This window comes from Marinococcus sp. LNSP9103-4 (genome assembly GCF_056034345.1).
On record NZ_JBQLIA010000016.1, the window covers coordinates 54,188 to 70,755 of the forward strand.

General features: G+C 46.8%; 18 protein-coding genes and 1 pseudogene. 7 read left to right on the forward strand and 12 right to left on the reverse strand.

All coding sequences use genetic code 11. The features are described from left to right. Positions 1-55: 55 nt before the first annotated feature. The 5 genes from ACTRXG_RS11475 to ACTRXG_RS11495 all read right to left on the reverse strand — a co-directional run bounded on the left by ACTRXG_RS11475 (position 56) and on the right by ACTRXG_RS11495 (position 6,042). A complete protein-coding gene (locus ACTRXG_RS11475) occupies positions 56-661 on the reverse strand; it encodes a cupin domain-containing protein (RefSeq protein ID WP_474262203.1) in 606 nt (201 codons plus the stop codon). A gap of 49 nt (positions 662-710) precedes the next feature. Then, on the reverse strand, positions 711-1,526 hold the full coding sequence (locus ACTRXG_RS11480; RefSeq protein WP_474285049.1) for an SDR family NAD(P)-dependent oxidoreductase: 816 nt from the start codon (positions 1,524-1,526) through the stop codon (positions 711-713). A gap of 62 nt (positions 1,527-1,588) precedes the next feature. Continuing rightward, complete coding sequence (locus ACTRXG_RS11485; RefSeq protein WP_474285050.1) at positions 1,589-2,593, reverse strand: LacI family DNA-binding transcriptional regulator; 1,005 nt, start codon at positions 2,591-2,593, stop codon at positions 1,589-1,591. A gap of 103 nt (positions 2,594-2,696) precedes the next feature. Next, positions 2,697-3,977 carry a histidinol dehydrogenase gene (gene hisD, locus ACTRXG_RS11490; protein WP_474285035.1) on the reverse strand — a complete coding sequence of 427 codons (1,281 nt, stop codon included), beginning with the start codon at positions 3,975-3,977 and terminating at the stop codon, positions 2,697-2,699. 142 nt (positions 3,978-4,119) lie between these two features. Further along, on the reverse strand, positions 4,120-6,042 hold the full coding sequence (locus ACTRXG_RS11495; RefSeq protein WP_474285036.1) for a right-handed parallel beta-helix repeat-containing protein: 1,923 nt from the start codon (positions 6,040-6,042) through the stop codon (positions 4,120-4,122). Between the two features lie 118 nt (positions 6,043-6,160). On the opposite strand from ACTRXG_RS11495, the gene ACTRXG_RS11500 reads away from it, so the two are divergent. Further along, the gene (locus ACTRXG_RS11500; protein ID WP_474285037.1) at positions 6,161-6,928 is read left to right on the forward strand and encodes a helix-turn-helix transcriptional regulator; all 768 of its coding nucleotides are present in this window, start codon (positions 6,161-6,163) and stop codon (positions 6,926-6,928) included. Here ACTRXG_RS11500 and ACTRXG_RS11505 read toward each other — a convergent pair. Both ACTRXG_RS11505 and ACTRXG_RS11510 read right to left on the reverse strand, forming a co-directional pair. Beyond that, positions 6,925-7,540, reverse strand: a pseudogene (locus tag ACTRXG_RS11505) (class I SAM-dependent methyltransferase). The gene ACTRXG_RS11500 and the pseudogene ACTRXG_RS11505 overlap by 4 nt on opposite strands. Before the next feature lie 189 nt (positions 7,541-7,729). Next, a complete protein-coding gene (locus ACTRXG_RS11510) occupies positions 7,730-8,488 on the reverse strand; it encodes an SDR family NAD(P)-dependent oxidoreductase (protein ID WP_474285038.1) in 759 nt (252 codons plus the stop codon). A 134-nt stretch (positions 8,489-8,622) separates the two neighbouring features. Between ACTRXG_RS11510 and ACTRXG_RS11515 the strand changes: the two genes are divergently transcribed. Continuing rightward, positions 8,623-9,198: a DUF4256 domain-containing protein gene (locus ACTRXG_RS11515; RefSeq protein ID WP_474285039.1), complete on the forward strand. Its 576-nt coding sequence runs from the start codon at positions 8,623-8,625 to the stop codon at positions 9,196-9,198. Between the two features lie 4 nt (positions 9,199-9,202). Here the strand turns inward: ACTRXG_RS11515 and ACTRXG_RS11520 are convergent, their stop codons facing one another. The 5 genes from ACTRXG_RS11520 to ACTRXG_RS11540 all read right to left on the reverse strand — a co-directional run bounded on the left by ACTRXG_RS11520 (position 9,203) and on the right by ACTRXG_RS11540 (position 12,542). Continuing rightward, positions 9,203-10,072 (reverse strand): PhzF family phenazine biosynthesis protein, encoded by an 870-nt coding sequence (locus ACTRXG_RS11520; protein WP_474285040.1) that lies wholly within the window; start codon positions 10,070-10,072, stop codon positions 9,203-9,205. 86 nt (positions 10,073-10,158) lie between these two features. Further along, entirely contained in the window at positions 10,159-11,061 is a 903-nt protein-coding gene (locus tag ACTRXG_RS11525) for an NAD(P)/FAD-dependent oxidoreductase (protein ID WP_474285041.1), read from the reverse strand. Positions 11,062-11,128: 67 nt separating this feature from the next. After that, entirely contained in the window at positions 11,129-11,515 is a 387-nt protein-coding gene (locus ACTRXG_RS11530) for an RrF2 family transcriptional regulator (RefSeq protein ID WP_474285042.1), read from the reverse strand. Between the two features lie 168 nt (positions 11,516-11,683). Then, a complete protein-coding gene (locus ACTRXG_RS11535) occupies positions 11,684-12,100 on the reverse strand; it encodes an organic hydroperoxide resistance protein (RefSeq protein ID WP_474285043.1) in 417 nt (138 codons plus the stop codon). A gap of 1 nt (position 12,101) precedes the next feature. Then, the gene (locus tag ACTRXG_RS11540) at positions 12,102-12,542 is read right to left on the reverse strand and encodes a MarR family winged helix-turn-helix transcriptional regulator (protein ID WP_474285044.1); all 441 of its coding nucleotides are present in this window, start codon (positions 12,540-12,542) and stop codon (positions 12,102-12,104) included. A gap of 187 nt (positions 12,543-12,729) precedes the next feature. Here ACTRXG_RS11540 and ACTRXG_RS11545 point away from each other — a divergent pair, with 187 nt between their 5' ends. The 5 genes from ACTRXG_RS11545 (at position 12,730) to ACTRXG_RS11565 (ending at position 16,538) form a co-directional block, all read left to right on the forward strand. After that, positions 12,730-14,322 (forward strand): phytoene desaturase family protein, encoded by a 1,593-nt coding sequence (locus tag ACTRXG_RS11545; RefSeq protein ID WP_474285045.1) that lies wholly within the window; start codon positions 12,730-12,732, stop codon positions 14,320-14,322. A gap of 88 nt (positions 14,323-14,410) precedes the next feature. After that, positions 14,411-15,397: an NAD(P)-dependent alcohol dehydrogenase gene (locus ACTRXG_RS11550; protein ID WP_474285046.1), complete on the forward strand. Its 987-nt coding sequence runs from the start codon at positions 14,411-14,413 to the stop codon at positions 15,395-15,397. Positions 15,398-15,735: 338 nt separating this feature from the next. Next, positions 15,736-15,942, forward strand: coding sequence for a hypothetical protein (locus ACTRXG_RS11555; RefSeq protein ID WP_474285047.1), 207 nt, complete (start codon positions 15,736-15,738; stop codon positions 15,940-15,942). A gap of 346 nt (positions 15,943-16,288) precedes the next feature. Continuing rightward, the gene (locus ACTRXG_RS11560) at positions 16,289-16,393 is read left to right on the forward strand and encodes a hypothetical protein (RefSeq protein WP_474262222.1); all 105 of its coding nucleotides are present in this window, start codon (positions 16,289-16,291) and stop codon (positions 16,391-16,393) included. Between the two features lie 10 nt (positions 16,394-16,403). Next, the gene (locus ACTRXG_RS11565; protein WP_474285048.1) at positions 16,404-16,538 is read left to right on the forward strand and encodes a hypothetical protein; all 135 of its coding nucleotides are present in this window, start codon (positions 16,404-16,406) and stop codon (positions 16,536-16,538) included. Positions 16,539-16,568 lie beyond the last annotated feature (30 nt).

Here is a 16,568-nt window from a genome sequence, read left to right on the forward strand (position 1 = left end):
GTGTCCCGCTTGCCTATAGACTCTCGTCTACGTAATTCTTCTATTATATATTTTTTCACTCTCCCATTTTCAATTTTTCTGCCATTTCTTTTTCTCTTTCCTTAAAATCCTCCGGCGGCACCATTTTGCCTTTTTCGTCAGCATTGAACCCGTATTGGGCTGCTTGTTTCATCACGTCGGGCGCCCAGTAAGGATCCTTTCCTTCAAACACTTCATGCTGCTCGAGCACCGCAAACAGCCACGCGTCCTCATCGCTCACATTTTCCAGACCGCGGTACAGCCCCTTCGGCAGTGTGATCAAATCCCATGCTTCCAAAATAGCTTCACCTTCAATCTCGTCCGGACCTTCTCCCCAATAAAAGCGCCATTTTCCACTCAGCGGCATGAACGATTCAATATAATCATGCGTATGAAAAGCCGGGCCGTTTCCGGGCGGAGCCTTGACCATTCCAATCTGGAAGCCATGCGGCTCAGTAATAATCGGGTTGTATTCAGGATTTTCGCTTGCTGTGTCCCCGATCACTGCGTAATTAATCCGGTTGTGCCCCGGGATGATGCTGTCGATAAACATCAGCGGGATGCCCTGCGATTTCATGTCCTTAAATCGTACAATCCGTTCCTTCATTTGTTCATTAATGCTTTTTGTCGAGTTTTCATTCATGTACTAGTCCTCCTAAGACGATTGTTTTGTTGTGTATTATCAGAAGCTCTCACCAGACGGTCCAGCCGCCATCGACGACGATCGTCTGGCCGGTAACCATATCGGAGGAAGCCGAGCTGAGAAATGCCACCGCTCCGAATAAGTCTTCAGGCCGGGCCAGTCTGCCAAGCGGAATTCTTGCAAGCACTTCCTCTTTAAATTCCGTATCCTCAAACATTTTTTCTGTCATTGGTGTTTCAATAAAGGTCGGGGCTACAGCATTAACATTGATTCCATAAGAAGCCCACTCAATTGCCAGTGATTTGGTCAGCTGCGTAATTCCTCCCTTGCTTGAGCTGTAGGCTGTGCGGTTGTAATACCCTACAAAAGCCATCTGGGAGGACATATTAATAATCTTTCCGCGCCCCGCTTCACGCATCCACTTTCCGGCCGCCTGACAGGCAAAAAAGACGCTTTTTAAATTAATGTCGTGGATTCGGTCCCATTGTTCCTCCGTGACCTCTTCTGCTGGCGCCGGGATATTCGTGCCGGCATTGTTCAGGAGCACATCGATCCGGCCAAACCTTTTGTAAATACTTCCGAATAATTCGTCCAGGTGTTCGGTGTCGGTTAAATCAAACGGAAATGACTCAGCCGTCCAGCCTTTCTCCTGAATGATACGGGCTGTTTCCTGTAAAGCCTGTTCATCCCGAGCTACCAGAGCCACGCCGGCGCCGGCCTCGGCCAGCATAACCGCTATTTCCTTGCCTATGCCTTTATTAGCACCAGTAACGACGATGGTTTTCCCTTCTAAAGAGAATAGATTAGAGCTGATGGCTTTTCCTCCTTTTTTGTATACGTATTCAAAAACGGTTAAAAATTTTATGAATACGTATACAATAACAGGCAGCATTTTATTTGTAAACGCTTTCTTTGTTTTTTTATTATTTACGTGGTGCTCCGCTCAATTAAAATTGGCTCAATAACCTCGTCCGTATAGGCTTCCTGCTTTTCCCCGGATGCCAGTAAATTAATTAATTTTTCCACTGCCAAAAGCGACATACGTTCATGCTGCTGGGAAATAGTCGTTAAATCTATTAAAGGATTAGCCGCAAGGTTGATATTGTCAAAGCCAATAACTGCCAGATCACCCGGCACATCCAGATCCATCGTTTTACAGCTCTCCATAATGGCCAGCGCCATTTGGTCTGAAGCAGCAAATACAGCTGTTGCTGGGTCCGGGCCCTTCATTATTTTTTTTATATAATCCGAAATCGCTGTGTGCTCCAAATCCCCAACGTAAACGAGCGCTGGATCATAGGGAATGCTATGTTCTTCAAGCTTGTTTTCATAGCCAATACTTCTTTCATAAAGCGTCGAATACTTTGTTAACAGCGTCGCAAACCCTATGCGCTTATGGCCTTTGCCGATCAAATGCTCCATCGCCATGTGAGCGCCCTTAACGTTGTCGAGTACGAAGGAATGCCCCTTTTCTGAATACGTTTTTGTATTATACAAAACGACAGGGGTATCCGAGCTGTAAAGCCGGTTGATTTCTTCTTCATATCTTTCCACGGATCCGACAATGATCCCTTCCACACGCTTTCCGATCAGTGTATCTATCGCTGTTTTTAAATTGTCACTGCTGTGATTGGTATCTGTTAATATGACGTCGTAGCCTTTTTTTCTGGCTTCGGTGATAATAATTTTCGCGGTTTCTGCAAAAAAGGTATTCGCTATGTCCCCGACAATTAAACCAATCGTGCCGGTTTTTCGTTTGTTTAAACTTCTCGCGACTTCATCCGGCGTAAAGCCCATTTCGTCTATCGCACTTAACACCTTCTGCCGTGTGGCTTCCTTGATATAAGGATAGTTGTTAATTACTCTTGAAACCGTTGCCTGGGACACGCCTGCTTTTTTGGCTACATCGTTGGACGTCACAGTTAACTTCATCACTTACCAATCACCTTTTCATGTTCCCGAAATTAGTTGAATACGCATTCAACTAATTTTAAATTAGCACATTTATCCATATAGTTCAATTTTCGTGCCGCGTTCAGTCGGTGGTGCTGTATCTTTGGACACGTAATGAAGCCTGAGCTTTATGGCCTTTGAAGCCTTCAAGCTCGCACAGCCGTTCGGCGTATCTGCCTATTTCCACACTGGCTTCCTTCGTCACACGCTGATACGTACAGTTTTTCAAAAACTTGCCTACCCATAAGCCGCCCGTGTATTTTGCCGCCTGCTTGGTCGGAAGTGTATGGTTGGTTCCAATTACTTTGTCCCCGTAGGCTACATTCGTTTCAGGCCCGAGAAAGAGCGCACCGTAGTTTGTCATGTTTTCCAGAAAATAATCCGGATTGCTCGTGAGAACCTCTACGTGTTCATAGGCAAGCTTATCTGCTTCCTGAACCGCTTCCTCCACATCTTCCACTACGATAATTGAACCATTGTCCTGCCATGCCTGCTCTGCAACTTCCGCTGTCGGGAGTGTTTTTAGCTGACGGGCAATCTCCTCCTCCAACGACTCGGCAAGCGATTGGGACGTAGTAATAAGAGCGCCCGGAGACGTCGGGCCGTGCTCTGCCTGGCCGAGGATATCGGTCGCTACCATTTCCACATCAGCCGTTTCATCAGCAATGACAAGCGTTTCGGTCGGGCCTGCAAATAAATCTATACCTACTCTTCCGTACAGCTGCCGCTTTGCTTCTGCTACAAAAGCGTTGCCCGGGCCGACAATCATATCCACCGCCTGTATAGTTTCCGTTCCGATAGCCATGGCGGTCATTGCCTGAACTCCTCCCAACAGATAGATTTCGTCTGCCCCGGCCATATGCATAGCTGCTACTGTAGCTGCCGGTATTTCACCATTACTCGGTGGCGTGCAGGCGATTACCCTTTCGACCCCGGCTACCTTTGCTGTCACAATACTCATATGGGAAGAGGCCACCATCGGATAGCGTCCGCCAGGAATATAGCAGCCTACGCTGTTCACCGGGATGTTTTTATGCCCTAAAATAACGCCGGGCCGCGTTTCCACTTCAATATCCTGAATCGACTCCCGCTGATGCCTTGCGAAATTTTGAATTTGTGCCTGCGCAAAGGTAATATCGTCAATGACCTGCTGGGGTAGTCCATCGATTACCTGCTGAATAGCCTCGGGCGATAAACGGAATGCTTCCGGCGACCATTTGTCGAATTTTTCGGAGAGCTCCCGGACTGCTTCATCTCCACGATGCTCTACGTCATGAATGATCCCCTGCACCGCCTGCTGAACCTTTGTGTCCGCCTCCTGCTTTTCCTGATCGCTTTTTCCTCTTTTCAAATAAGTCGGCATTAAGCATCCTCCTTCATTTTTGAATACGTATTCAATATAAACTAAACTACTCATTTTGTAAACGCTTTAATAAATAATCCGGTTGCTTTTTCAAAAAAATACGGCACCTGTTTATCAAGAACAGGCACCGTACCATTAAAAATTAACCCCATACTTTTATTTTATTTTTGCCGGGCTGCAGCTGACCGATCGGTCCCGGGACATCTGCGCCGTCTTTTTGTTCTTCGAAAAAGTCGGTGTCGATCCGCAGCTTGCTTCCATCCGGATTTTCAAAATCTGCATCCACGATACGTGCCCGCTCCAGGTTGCCCGTATGCTTTATCTCCCCGCGCATTTGCTCAAATCCCTCTGGCAGCTCACAGGACAGATATACCCCGTCCCCTTTTTCGATGATCGTAATCTGGGGATTAAAAGATTCTTTGGTAAATGCTTCATTTTCTCCTTCAAACGGAACCGCCCCGTTAAAGTAGGCGTTATGATTAATATAGACCGGCTGCTCGATACTGTGGAACGCTTCATGGTCACCGCCGACCTGATCCACCTTTTCGATATATTCCTCAAGCGACGCCGTGTATCCGTTAAAATGGGACGTGCCTACATCATTCAAATCCGATTTTCCTACAAACATGTTATTGTAAAAACGATCGTCTCCGCCGTAGACAGGCGCAAATCCTGATACCTCCGTGCTGTGGGGCACGTGATACGGTGTTGCCCGGTCCAGCATTTTTTTGTGCACCATTTTGCCCGCGATCAGATTGTTAACATAAGCTCCGCCCTGCGCATGATTATCCAGAGCGTAGTCTGCTGTTAAAATATTATGGTCCACCACGTACGGTCCGCTGCTCACTTCCACGAAAAGATCGCGGCTGTTTTCGTAAAATAGATTTTTACTTACCCTGGTTCCCTGGGTCTGCCAGTCGAGCCATACCCCAAGCGAGCAGTGATGGATTCGGTTGCTGTGAATCTGGACATCAATTGCTGCGTGCAGTTTAATTCCGGCGATTTCATGGCCGAAAAATTCCCGCTTTAAAGCGATATTATAAATGTGATTGTGATAAATTTCGCTGAACACACAGCCCAGATGGCCGACAATTCCGTTCTGGCCGCAATCATAAATGGTATTGTTCCGGATAATATGAGAGCCGATACGCTCTCTGCTCCACCCAATCTGACGGGCAAGAAACACAGATTCCAGCTGGTACTGGTAGCCTGGTTTGTCCTTTCTTATCGTCCGGTAGTTATCACCGGTGGAGGCTTCCTTTCCAATACTGATCGCACTGCATTTGGAATCGTGGATCACGTTGTTTTCAATAATCCATCCTTTGCTCCATTTCGGTCCGATCAGTCCCGGCTGATCCGCTGTCGGAGGCGTCCACGGCGTTGCTGCCTGAGCCATTTCAAACCCCTGCACCGTAATATAGTTAATTCCCGTCACCTCCGGATAAAAGCAGGCCTTCCGCACGTTTATTTCCACCAGCTCTTTATTCGGATCAGCACCCTGGAAATTGGCGAAAATCGTCGTATGGCTGCTGTCTGCTTCCGCATACCAGCGATATGTGGTCTGCTCCGGACTGTGGACAGGGACCACCGTTTTTGTCCAGTGATCCAGAACCTCGGTCTGCTTTTCCGGATTCATTACTTCGGCGAAGGTTTCAGCTTCGTAAAAGGACATTCCGTTTAAATATACATCTCCGAGATGCCTGCCTGGGTTGTGTACGATCCAGTCACCGAATATTTTTTCCGTAAACGGATTGTAGTCGCCAAATAACGTGTTTGGGATAACTGCCTTCCAGACCGTTCCTTCCACCTGCTCCCAGTAGTCAATTTGTTCCGAACCTTTAATTACTGCTTTTTCTCCGGGAGCAGCGGTATATGTAATTCTTCGATCCTCACTCCGGCCTCCATTTTTCGGCTTCACCCATTCTCTGTATTCACCTTCATGCACTACTACGGTATCGCCTGCCTCGGCTGTTGAAGCCGCTCTATTAATTGTTAAAAACGGATTTTCCCGTGTACCGTTACTGCTGTCAGATCCGTTTTTTGCTACATGATATTCAAATGCCATGAAGCTTTCCCCCTTTTATCAATCTATTTTTATTATAGGCAGGAAGCTTCCTATGCTTCTATTCAAAAAATAGTATAATATAAGACAATATTAGTGTTTTATGAAAGGGGAGCCGGCTGTGGTCTTTTTTGAGCCTCACGGAGTCGAAGAACAGGAATCATTTCAGAGTGTTACCTTAACCAATTTCAGCTTTCCGCTTCACTTTCACCGTGCCTATGAACTGATTATCGTTCAAGAAGGACAGTTGCGGGTCGCCATTGACCAAAAGGAGTATCTTCTGCAGCAAAACGAGGCGGTTTTTATTTTCAATAATCAAATGCATGAATTTACAACGATTGACCATTCCACCATCACCGTCATCATATTTTCGCCTGAATTGATTGGCCGTTTTTTTATGGATTATAAAGGCTTGATTCCCGTCAATAATACGTTTTCTCTGTCGCGGGACGCGCAGCTGCCGCCCCAAAACTCTGTCTACAAACAGAAAAGCTTTTTGTACGGCATATGCAGTACGTTAGAGGAACATACCGATTTCAGGCCCGTACAGTATTCCGCAAAAACGAAAATACTTCATCAAATGCTCCTGTATGTGGATAATAATTACGCCGCCGAGTGTACGTTAAAAGCGGTGGCTGAACATCTGCAGTATGACTATCCCTATCTGTCCAAGCTGTTTGTTCACATGGCAGGCATGACCTTTACCGAATACTTAAACTATTACCGGATCTCGCGTGCCTATTATTTACTGAAAAGCAGCCAGAAGCCAATCGGGGAAATTGCTGCCGACTGCGGCTACAGCAGCCTCCGTTCCTTCAACCGGAATTTCCAGGCCTTCCTGCGCGATTCCCCACGCAGATTTAGGGAATTTTCGTCCCAACGGGCTTAATTACCAATGGAGGATTTTGTGATTCGGAGAAACGAATTCGCCTTTCTTTGAAATTCATACGAAACGGAGACCTCTTCCACCCTATGACCCTTTGTTGTTAAATATTCAATCACTGCGTCCAGGTACTCGCAGTGCTCGCCCGTCAGATCCACCAGCGGAAAAATGCGTACTTCCTCTTTTGCTACTCTCAGCAATTCTGTAAGCGTGTCGATGTGAAAGTCATAGCTCAGACGGTCGGCGTACATAAACAGAAAATGGGCGGACAAAACGGTGTCAAAGGTACTGTCCTCAAAAGGAAGCACCGGCAGTTCCGCTGGCACATACCGGTCGCCGGAATGATACATATCTTCCGAACAGTCGTGCAGTGCCTGTGTGCGTTTACTTTTTAAATCTTTAACACTGCGAATGTAATTCCATTTGTAATTATCTTCAGCCTTCGTTATGTGTGCCGCCGCGTGCTCAATATCCTCCAGCCCTTTTTGCTTCAGATCTCCGACCCGGTGATCGTACGCAATATCACAGGCTGTTTCCGACAGCCGTAAACGAACAGGCCCCGGCCGGGCAATCAAGGATGCGTTTTCCCTGGATCATTGCTTTGGAAAGTGCAAACATATCCAGGTATTCGTCAAACGTGCGTCCGATAAAAACAACACGATCCAAATCAAGCTTCGTCTTCTTTTCTCTGCTCAACTCTGCTCACCTCAAATAAAAAAGATTACCCTCACGTTAGCATATGTTCTGCTACCGGGGTAATCTTCATTGGAAAAATAATCTATTTTTCCACTTCTATTCGTCAGGCTGTTATGCCAATGACCCTCCGTCGACGACCATCTCATCGCCGGTCACAAACCGGGATTCATCGGAAGCATAATACAGGGCGGCATAGGCAATGTCCACCGCTTCCCCGTGGTGAGGCGGAAGAGGCACAACGTCCTGGTTATCCTGCGAAATGGTTTTCTGCCGCTCTCCCATGATTGGCGTCCTGATCGGTCCGGGATGAATGCTGTTTGCCCGGATGTTTTCTTCAGCAAAGTGCGCGGCCACGTGCGTCGTCATCGAACGGACCGCCCCTTTGGCAGCGCTGTAGGCTGTGCCGTTGCCGCCGGCCGCTCCGGACCCGGTCAGTGCAGCCATCGATGCTATATTAATAATCGACCCCTGCCCGGCTCTCTGCATTTCCGGAATCACCTCGCGCATACCAAGAAAATATCCTGTCGAATCCACATTCATGACTTTATTCCATTCCTCGAGGGAGGTTTCGAGAATCTTGCTCGGGTAATGGATGCCTGCGTTATTTACCAGGATATCCAACTGGCCGTAGGTGCTTACCGCTTTTTGAACCGCTTTTTTCCAATTTTCCTCCGAGGTGGTATCCAGTTCAAAGGCGGTGATGTCTGCCCCTTCGTCCTGTATTTTCTTTACTTCCTCCTGCAGCAGGTCGAGCTGGACGTCGGCTGCTATCACCTTCGCTCCCTCTTCTGCAAACAGTCTGGCGGTCCCGAGGCCAATGCCACCGGCTGCCCCGGTAACAATTGCAACTTTGTTTTGTAAACGTGCCAATCTATTTCCTCCTTCAATGATTCAGACTCATCTGTTTTCTCTCGTACAAATACCCATTATGCCCAGCGGGTAATCAAGGCTCGTGTAAATGGTATAATTTAAGCAAATCCGTAAAGTCTAAAGGAGGAATTCATATGGACGCGAAAAATAATTCATCTCAGCCCCTTGCATCAAAACAGAAGAAAGACATACTGGCCGTACTCGAAGACCGTTTCGGGCTGCACATGCACCGCCATGAAGAGTTAACATGGACTTCTGTTTTGGAAAAGCTGGAGGCTGACGACGAAAAACTGTGGTCATTGAACGAAATGGAAGCAACCGGCGGAGAACCGGATGTGATTGGCTATGACCGTGAAGAAAACAAATATTTATTCTGTGACTGCTCGCCAGAAAGCCCTAAGGGTCGCCGGAGCGTCTGCTATGACCGCGAAGCCCTGGAAGCAAGAAAGAAATACAAGCCTGAAACAAGTGCTGTGGACATGGCTCAGGCTATGGGCGTCGAGCTTTTAACCGAAGAGCAGTACCACGCCCTTCAAAAACTGGAAAAGGTCGATACGAAGACGTCAAGCTGGATTCAGACGCCTGAGGAAATAAGAAACCTGGGCGGCGCTTTGTTTGGCGACCACCGGTACGGCCGCACGTTCATCTACCATAACGGCGCCGAATCGTACTACGCTGCGAGAGGCTTTCGGGGCATACTCAAAGTATAAAATATTACTGCTCTTCTTCGGCACTTCCTTTGATCCGCGTGTTTACAATTTGATTGCTGCGTACAAACGTTTCGGATTCAATCATGCTCGGTTTTCCCATAGCGACTCCCTGAATAATGCGAAAGGCGTTCCATCCTTCATTTACTGGAGGCAAAATTTTATGTGCCGTTAAATAGGCGCCCAGGGCTGACGCAGCTACCCCGGTGGCCGGATCCTCCGGATAACCGGCTCTTCGGGGGAACTGGCGCGCCTGCACGTATTTTTCGTGTTGCGATGAAACAGCGAAAGGGTAAAAGCCTGTCGTGTTGAACTCGTCACATAAATCCCAAAGATATTCAAAATCAGGATGCATCGAGTTCAGCGTATCTACACTTTTTAAAGGGATAATTAATTTATATCGGGACGTCGAAACGGATTGAACCGGCCATTCCGCCAATTCCTCTGCTCCAATATTTAGTGCCTTGCCTATTTCTTCTTTCGACGGCACTGTCTTCAGAAATTCGGGCGAGAACTGTTTGACACTTATCTTGAGCGTTGAATCATGCTTTTCCCATTCTACATTTACAGGCCCAAGCATGGTCTCCACGATCACCGGGGAATGGCTAATCGCTCCTTTGTTCACTAAAACCGTGATGCTCCCTATGGTGGCATGAACGCACATCTCCATCTCATGGGAGGGGACAAAAAAACGAAGCTTTAGATCACAGTCCGGGCGTGTGGATGATATAACAAAGGCTGACTCATGCGCAAACTCCTTTGTCATCTGCTGCATTGTCTCTGTGGAAAGGCGGTCCGCGTCTAGAACGACAGGGCACGGGTTACCGCCGCCCTCTTCCAGAGAAAACACCGTTGTGTGTATAACCTGATAGCTCACTTTTCTCCCTCATTTCGTTAGCTTTCAGGCTTATTATAGCATTCAGTAAGTATTTAAAACTGCTGTTTCTCTCCGGGCTTTTATGCTTACTTATTAAACTCCTGTTGAATTTGCATCATCATCATAAACCTTGCCACCTCTCCGCCATTCGCCGCTGCCGCTATCAGCTGGCTGCCAAAGTTATCCTTTGCTTCGCCAGCCACATACAGCCCTTTAACGGAGGTTTCTCCGAATTGACCGACCACAAACCGGCCGTTTTCATCCCGTTCCACGTCCAGACCGCTTAAAAATTCATAATTGGTGCTCCAGTGCACGTACGTAAAAGCGCCCTCTACCTCCACCGTTTCCCCATGGGCCATTCTGATCGTCTGCAGCTGTCCCTTCTCTCCAGACATTTCCTCAATTTTTTCCAGATGATAAGGGATATTTTTATCCTCGAGTACTTTTTTGTTTTCCTCCGCCAGGCTGTCATGGCCATCGGTGAATACTTCCAATTTGTCTGTCCAGTTGGAGAGAAGCGTAACCATATGCATGACCGATTCATACGGATTGATAACGGCAAGCTCTTTGTTTCTCATTTCCCAGCCGTCACACCACGGACAGTAAAAGACGCTTTGCCCGTAATAGCTTTCGATATTTTTAATGGCCGGCAGCTGTTCGATTAAGCCCGAGGCGATTAACACCTGTTTGGATTGAAACTGCCCTGTCAGCGTTTGGACAATAAAGCCGTCATTATGCTGTTGTATTGTAGTCACTCTATCCTTTAACAGCGTATTTCCCTCGTATTTCAGCACATCTTCCCTGGCCCGCTTCCGGAACGTCTGCGGGGTCACTCTGTCCTGTGTTAAATAGGAGTGCGTTTCATGCGTTACGATGTTTCTCGGCTTATCCTCATCAATAATCAGCGCCTGTTTTAATCCCCTTCCAAAATACAAGGCCGCACTCAACCCTGCCGGTCCTCCACCAATAATAATCACATCATAAATCATTTTAAAACCCCTTTCTATATATTAAAGATTCTTATTATCTATAATTATTATAAAGCAAAAGGATTTGCTACACCGTCAAATCCTTCAGCTTTTTGTTTTTTAACGTGTTGATTAAATTGTCCTGCGCTTCCATCATGGCCGCCTGGATTCTGCATTCGTCTCCGTGATCAAAGCTGTCCTCAAACAGCGTCTGCACGCCGTCAATCGCAACCACAATATCGTACACGGTCACATTTTCCCAGTTCTGCTGCAGCCGGTAGCCTCCCTTGGCACCGCTCGTGGAAGTAATGTAATTTGCCTTTACGATACGCGTTAACACTTTGGATAGGTACGTCGTAGAGACATTCAGCGCTACAGACAGATCCTGTACCGGAATTTTCACAGTATCTCCATCACGATGAATCATATACACCAGCGCATGCAGGGCATAATCCGTGGCTTTTGAAAATTTCATACAGCTTTTCACTTCCAATTAAAGATATTATAAATCTATTATATATTTATATAGTTTAATTCGCAAGCTTAAATGCTAATTCAAATAAAAAGACTGATGACAGAGAAGGATCTCCGGCATCAGCCTTTAAACTTTCGGGGGCCTGCCCCCTTTGATTCTTATAACGGGTTAAGCTACTGTCACATCCACTTCAATGTTACCACGTGTCGCTTTTGAGTATGGGCAGTTTTCGTGAGCGCCTTCGGCAAGCTCTTTTGCCTGCTCTTCCGAAACGCCTTCCACATGAACCGAAAGCTGCACGGCCAGGCCGAACCCGCCTTCGTCTTCTTTGCCGATGGAGACATTAGCAGTGATTTCCGTATGGGCCGGCTTGATTTTTTTCTGCCGGGCGACCATGTTCAGGGCACTTTCAAAGCATGCCGCATAGCCGGCAGCGAAAAGCTGCTCAGGGTTTGTGCCCGGCTCGCCGCTTCCACCGAGTTCTTTCGGGGTACGAACATCAAGGTTTAAATTACCGTCCTCTGAAGTGACACGGCCGTCGCGTCCTCCGACAGCGGTAGCGGTAGTTGTATAAATTGGCTGCATGCTAAATCTCTCCTTTTTGAATATGTTCGGTAATTTGGTGCAGCTGACGAAGCAGCTGCTTCGCGCCGTCCTCATCGATCCCCAGCCGGGTGCCGAGGCGCTCAGGCAGGCATGCTGCGTCGTGTTTTAATTCTCTTCCCTTCCCGGTAAGATGAACAAGCACGATTCGTTCATCCTCCGGAGAGCGCTCCCTTGCTACCAGGCCGGCGCCCTCCATCCGTTTGACCATTGGGGTCAGCGTCCCGGAATCGAGGTACAGCTTCTCGCCAATGGCTTTCACGGACTGATGATCCTCCTCCCACAGGACAAGCATCATCAAATACTGTGAGAAGGTGAGCCCGAGCGGCTCCAGCTCCTCACGATACATTTTTGATATTTCCTTGGAACAGGCATAAACAGCAAAGCACAGCTGATGATCGAGCGATAATGGTGAATCATTCATGCGGATGGCCATCCTTTACATTTAATTGTGCACAATCAAATAGTACACAATATTATACTGAAGCACAAACAATGTGCTTATATCATTCGGGTAATCGGGCTCTTACCCCTCCGGATTTTCGGGAAAAGAATAGGAGTTCAGCATACAATTGACCGTATAGAAAAACGAAATCATCTAGGAGGAAAATATGAAATATGACATAGTTGTCATCGGCGCCGGACACAACGGCCTCGCCGCCGCCATTCAACTCGCCAAGCAGGGAAAGCAGGTACTCGTCCTCGAGAAGGAACCCCGGCCCGGAGGAGCGGCTAAATCCGGCGAAGTAGCTGCTCCCGGCTTTATTCATGATTTATTTTCCATGAACATCAGCTTGTTTTTAAAGTCCCGATTTTATATGGAAAATCAGCAGGAGCTTGCCGCGAACGGCTTTACCCCGGTACACAGCTCCCACCCATATGCAAGTGTTTTTCCGGACGGAGGCGGGCTCGCAATTGATACAGAGGCGGAAAAAACGCACCAGAGTCTCTCCAGCCATTCCCCCGCTGATGCGGAGGCCTGGAAAGAATTTGATGCCCTATACGATCAGGTAGCTCCTTATTTGTACAAACTGATGCAGCGGGAGCTCCCTTCTCTCCGAGCCGGGCTTGTCGTGTTCAGGGCCCTGCTTGACTTAAAAATAAAAACCGCCCTGAGGGTTTCCAGTCAGCTTGCCAAGTCCCCGCGGCAGTTTGTCGACTCCTGGTTTGAAAACGATAAAGTTAAGTCGCTGGTCGTTCCGTGGGGCTATCAGATGGATTATGCACCTGATATAAGCGGTGGAGCCGCTTTTCCTTTAATAGAAGCCATTGGACATTACCGGGAGGGAATTCCGTTTGCACGCGGCGGTATTCAAACGATGATTCAGGCAATGGTAACGATGCTCGAAGCGAGAGGCGGCGTGCTGCAAACCAATACCTGGGTAAATGAAGTGCATGTCGAAAACGGTGAAGCCAGGGGTGTGATCCTGGCCGACGGGACGTATATAGAAGCCGGAGACGTGATTGGCACCGCTACCCCGACCCAAATAGCCGATCATCTGGTCGATGCCAAGCACCTTCCAGCGTCCTTTGTTTCTAAAGCAAAAAATTATCAATACGGCCCCAAAACGATGGTCATTCACCTGGCGCTGAATGAGCCGCTTCGATGGATGGCCGGAGAAGACATTGCGCAATCCGCTTACGTGCATGTGGCACCGTACGTGGAGGATGTGGCCCGCACCCATACCCAGGCGCTGAACGATGTTCTTCCGGACAGTCCCCTGCTGATTGTTGGCCAGCCCAGTGCCGTCGATGCGAGCAGAGCACCGGAAGGAAACGCGGCGGTATGGATCATGGTTCGTTCTCTGCCAGCTCATCCAAAGCATGATGCACTAAACGAGATCGAACCCGGGCCCTGGTCCTCCATCAAAGAGCGATATGCCGATCGGGTTATTGATAAACTGGCGGAATATGCGCCTGATGTCAAGGACACTATTGAAGGCCGGCACGTCTTTTCACCAGAGGACCTGCCGAAGGAGAACCCAAATCTTGTAGAGGGTGACCATATGGCCGGCAGCCATCAGCTGTTTCAGCATTTTCTTTTCCGCCCTATGGTGGGCTACTCCCGGTATCAAACACCGATCAGCCATTTCTATATGATCGGAGCCTCCACGTGGCCCGGCGGAGGATTAAACGCAGGTTCCGGATATTTGTTGGGGAAAAAGCTAAAAAGCAGATCCTTTTTTAAATTTTCGCCTTTATGATTGGACCGCTATTGACTATCATTTCATTGCTTAAATAGTTCATTTGGAAAACCTGCAAGAGTTTATCCACTCCAGGGAGGAGATTTATATGAAAGCTATTGTAGCGACAAAATACGGTTCAGCAGAAGTTCTTCAGCTCAAGGAGGTAGAAAAACCTACTCCCAGAAACGATGAAGTATTGATTAAAGTACATGCAACTACTGTAACAGCCGGGGACTGTGAGCTGCGCAAATTTAAAATGCCAATCTTGTTTTGGCTCCCCATGAGAATTTATTTCGGCATATTTAAACCAAGAATTAATATATTGGGACAAGAGCTATCCGGGGAAATTGAATCTGTAGGTAAGGAGGTTACTGAATTTAAAAAGGGAGACTTGGTTTTCGGTTCTACCCAGCTAAGGTTTGGTGCTTATGCCGAGTACGTTTGTTTACCGAGCAAATATGCGATAGTGATTAAACCAGACAACATGAGCTTTGAAGAAGCTGCTGCCCTCCCTACTGGAGGTCTAAATGCATTACATTTCATTAGAAAAGCAAATATCCAGCAAGGCCAAAAGGTTCTTATCGTTGGAGCTGCTGGAAGTATAGGTACTTTAGCATTACAAATGGCCAAATCAGCTGGAGCTGAAGTGACTTGTATTGACAGTACGAAGAAATTGGATATGCTCCGCTTCATTGGGGCAGACCATGTTATTGATTACACTCAAGAAGACTTCACTAAAAGCGGTAAGAGTTACGATGTAATTATAGACGTGGTTGGGAATTGTCCGTATGCACGAACCGTAAAGTCCCTGAGCCAAAAAGGACGTTATATTTTAGGTAATCCAAGTCTTCCAGGGATGCTCAGAGGACTGTGGACTTCAGTGACATCAGACAAGAAAGTTTTATTTGAGTTAGCAGGCTATAAAAAAGAAGACTTATTTTATCTTAAAGAATTTTTTCAGGCTGGAACAATTAAACCAGTCATAGATAGACGCTATCCGTTGAATCAAATGTCAGAGGCACACAGGTATGTTGATCAACAGTATAAAAAAGGAAATGTCGTGATCACAATACCGGAACCGCCTACAGATTAAGACTATTAAGTTCCATTAGGGTAAACTGAAAGCCTTTACTTTTGAAAGATAAGAGCATGCACATTTAAAATTTTCTTATAACAGCATAACGAACAAAATTTTTTCGCCGGACTGATGATTGGCAGCATGCTCTGCTTCCGGTTTAAAAAGCTCTTCAGGCCAAATCCCGGTATTTTTTAATTGGCAGCTCGTTTTGTGTTGCGATGTTGACCTTTTGGTTCGCGTTTCCTGCTTCCAGCGCTTTCGCCCTGCTCATTTCCCTTTTGATCGGTATTCCGACGCAGGTTCAGGAAGTTACGCAAATTTCTCTGATTCAATCCCATACGGAAGAAAAGCAGTTGGCAAAGGTATTTTCTTCCAGAGACGTTATTTTGACCAGCTTTTTTGGCCTGTCTTCATTATTGGTTGGAGGACTGGCGGAAACAGCGGGAGTGCGCAGCGTTTTCATCGTTGCTTCCCTCCTTTTGGTCATCAGCGGTCTGATGTATATACGGAACCGAAGAATATTATCGGTGCCTGCCGAAGAACAAAAGCTTTCTGCGTGAAGGATACTGAAACAATAAATCATTTGTAAATAAACAGCGGCGCTATCTTTCTAGAAAGCGCTGCTGTTTATTTATGCTTTTTATTATCGGCTTCGTTACTTCAGCTGTTTTATAGAATTACGACAAGCCTATTAGAAGGTCATTTCGACTCCGAATCAAGTAAATATGGCAAAGTAGTTTAATAGCGTGCCAAAACATCCATGTTCTTTTTAGAACGTGCTAAAAATAATTCAAGACCTTTTGATACACAATGGTGTTGTTTTTAGGTTGATAGATACAATGACTAAAAAGGTCTACCTTTTTCAACACTGAAAATTCCCCCTGTTTTTTCAAACGAATTAATGAGGTGATTAAAAGTATAGAACGAGATGGGGCTTTAGACGGTATCGGAAAACCAGAGAAATTAAAAGGAGATTTAGCCGTTTTTTTACAGGCCCCGCATCGATATTGAACATCGTTTGGTGTATACCGCCGAGAAACAGAAAATCAGTGTTATTGTCTGCCGATATCATTATTTGATGAAGCTTATCGATAAATCTCCTTTTTATCACGCCGATTGTAAAATTAAGCTAGACAACGAAAAAAATCACTCGTGATACACTCAAGATGAATTTCCGACCAAAGAA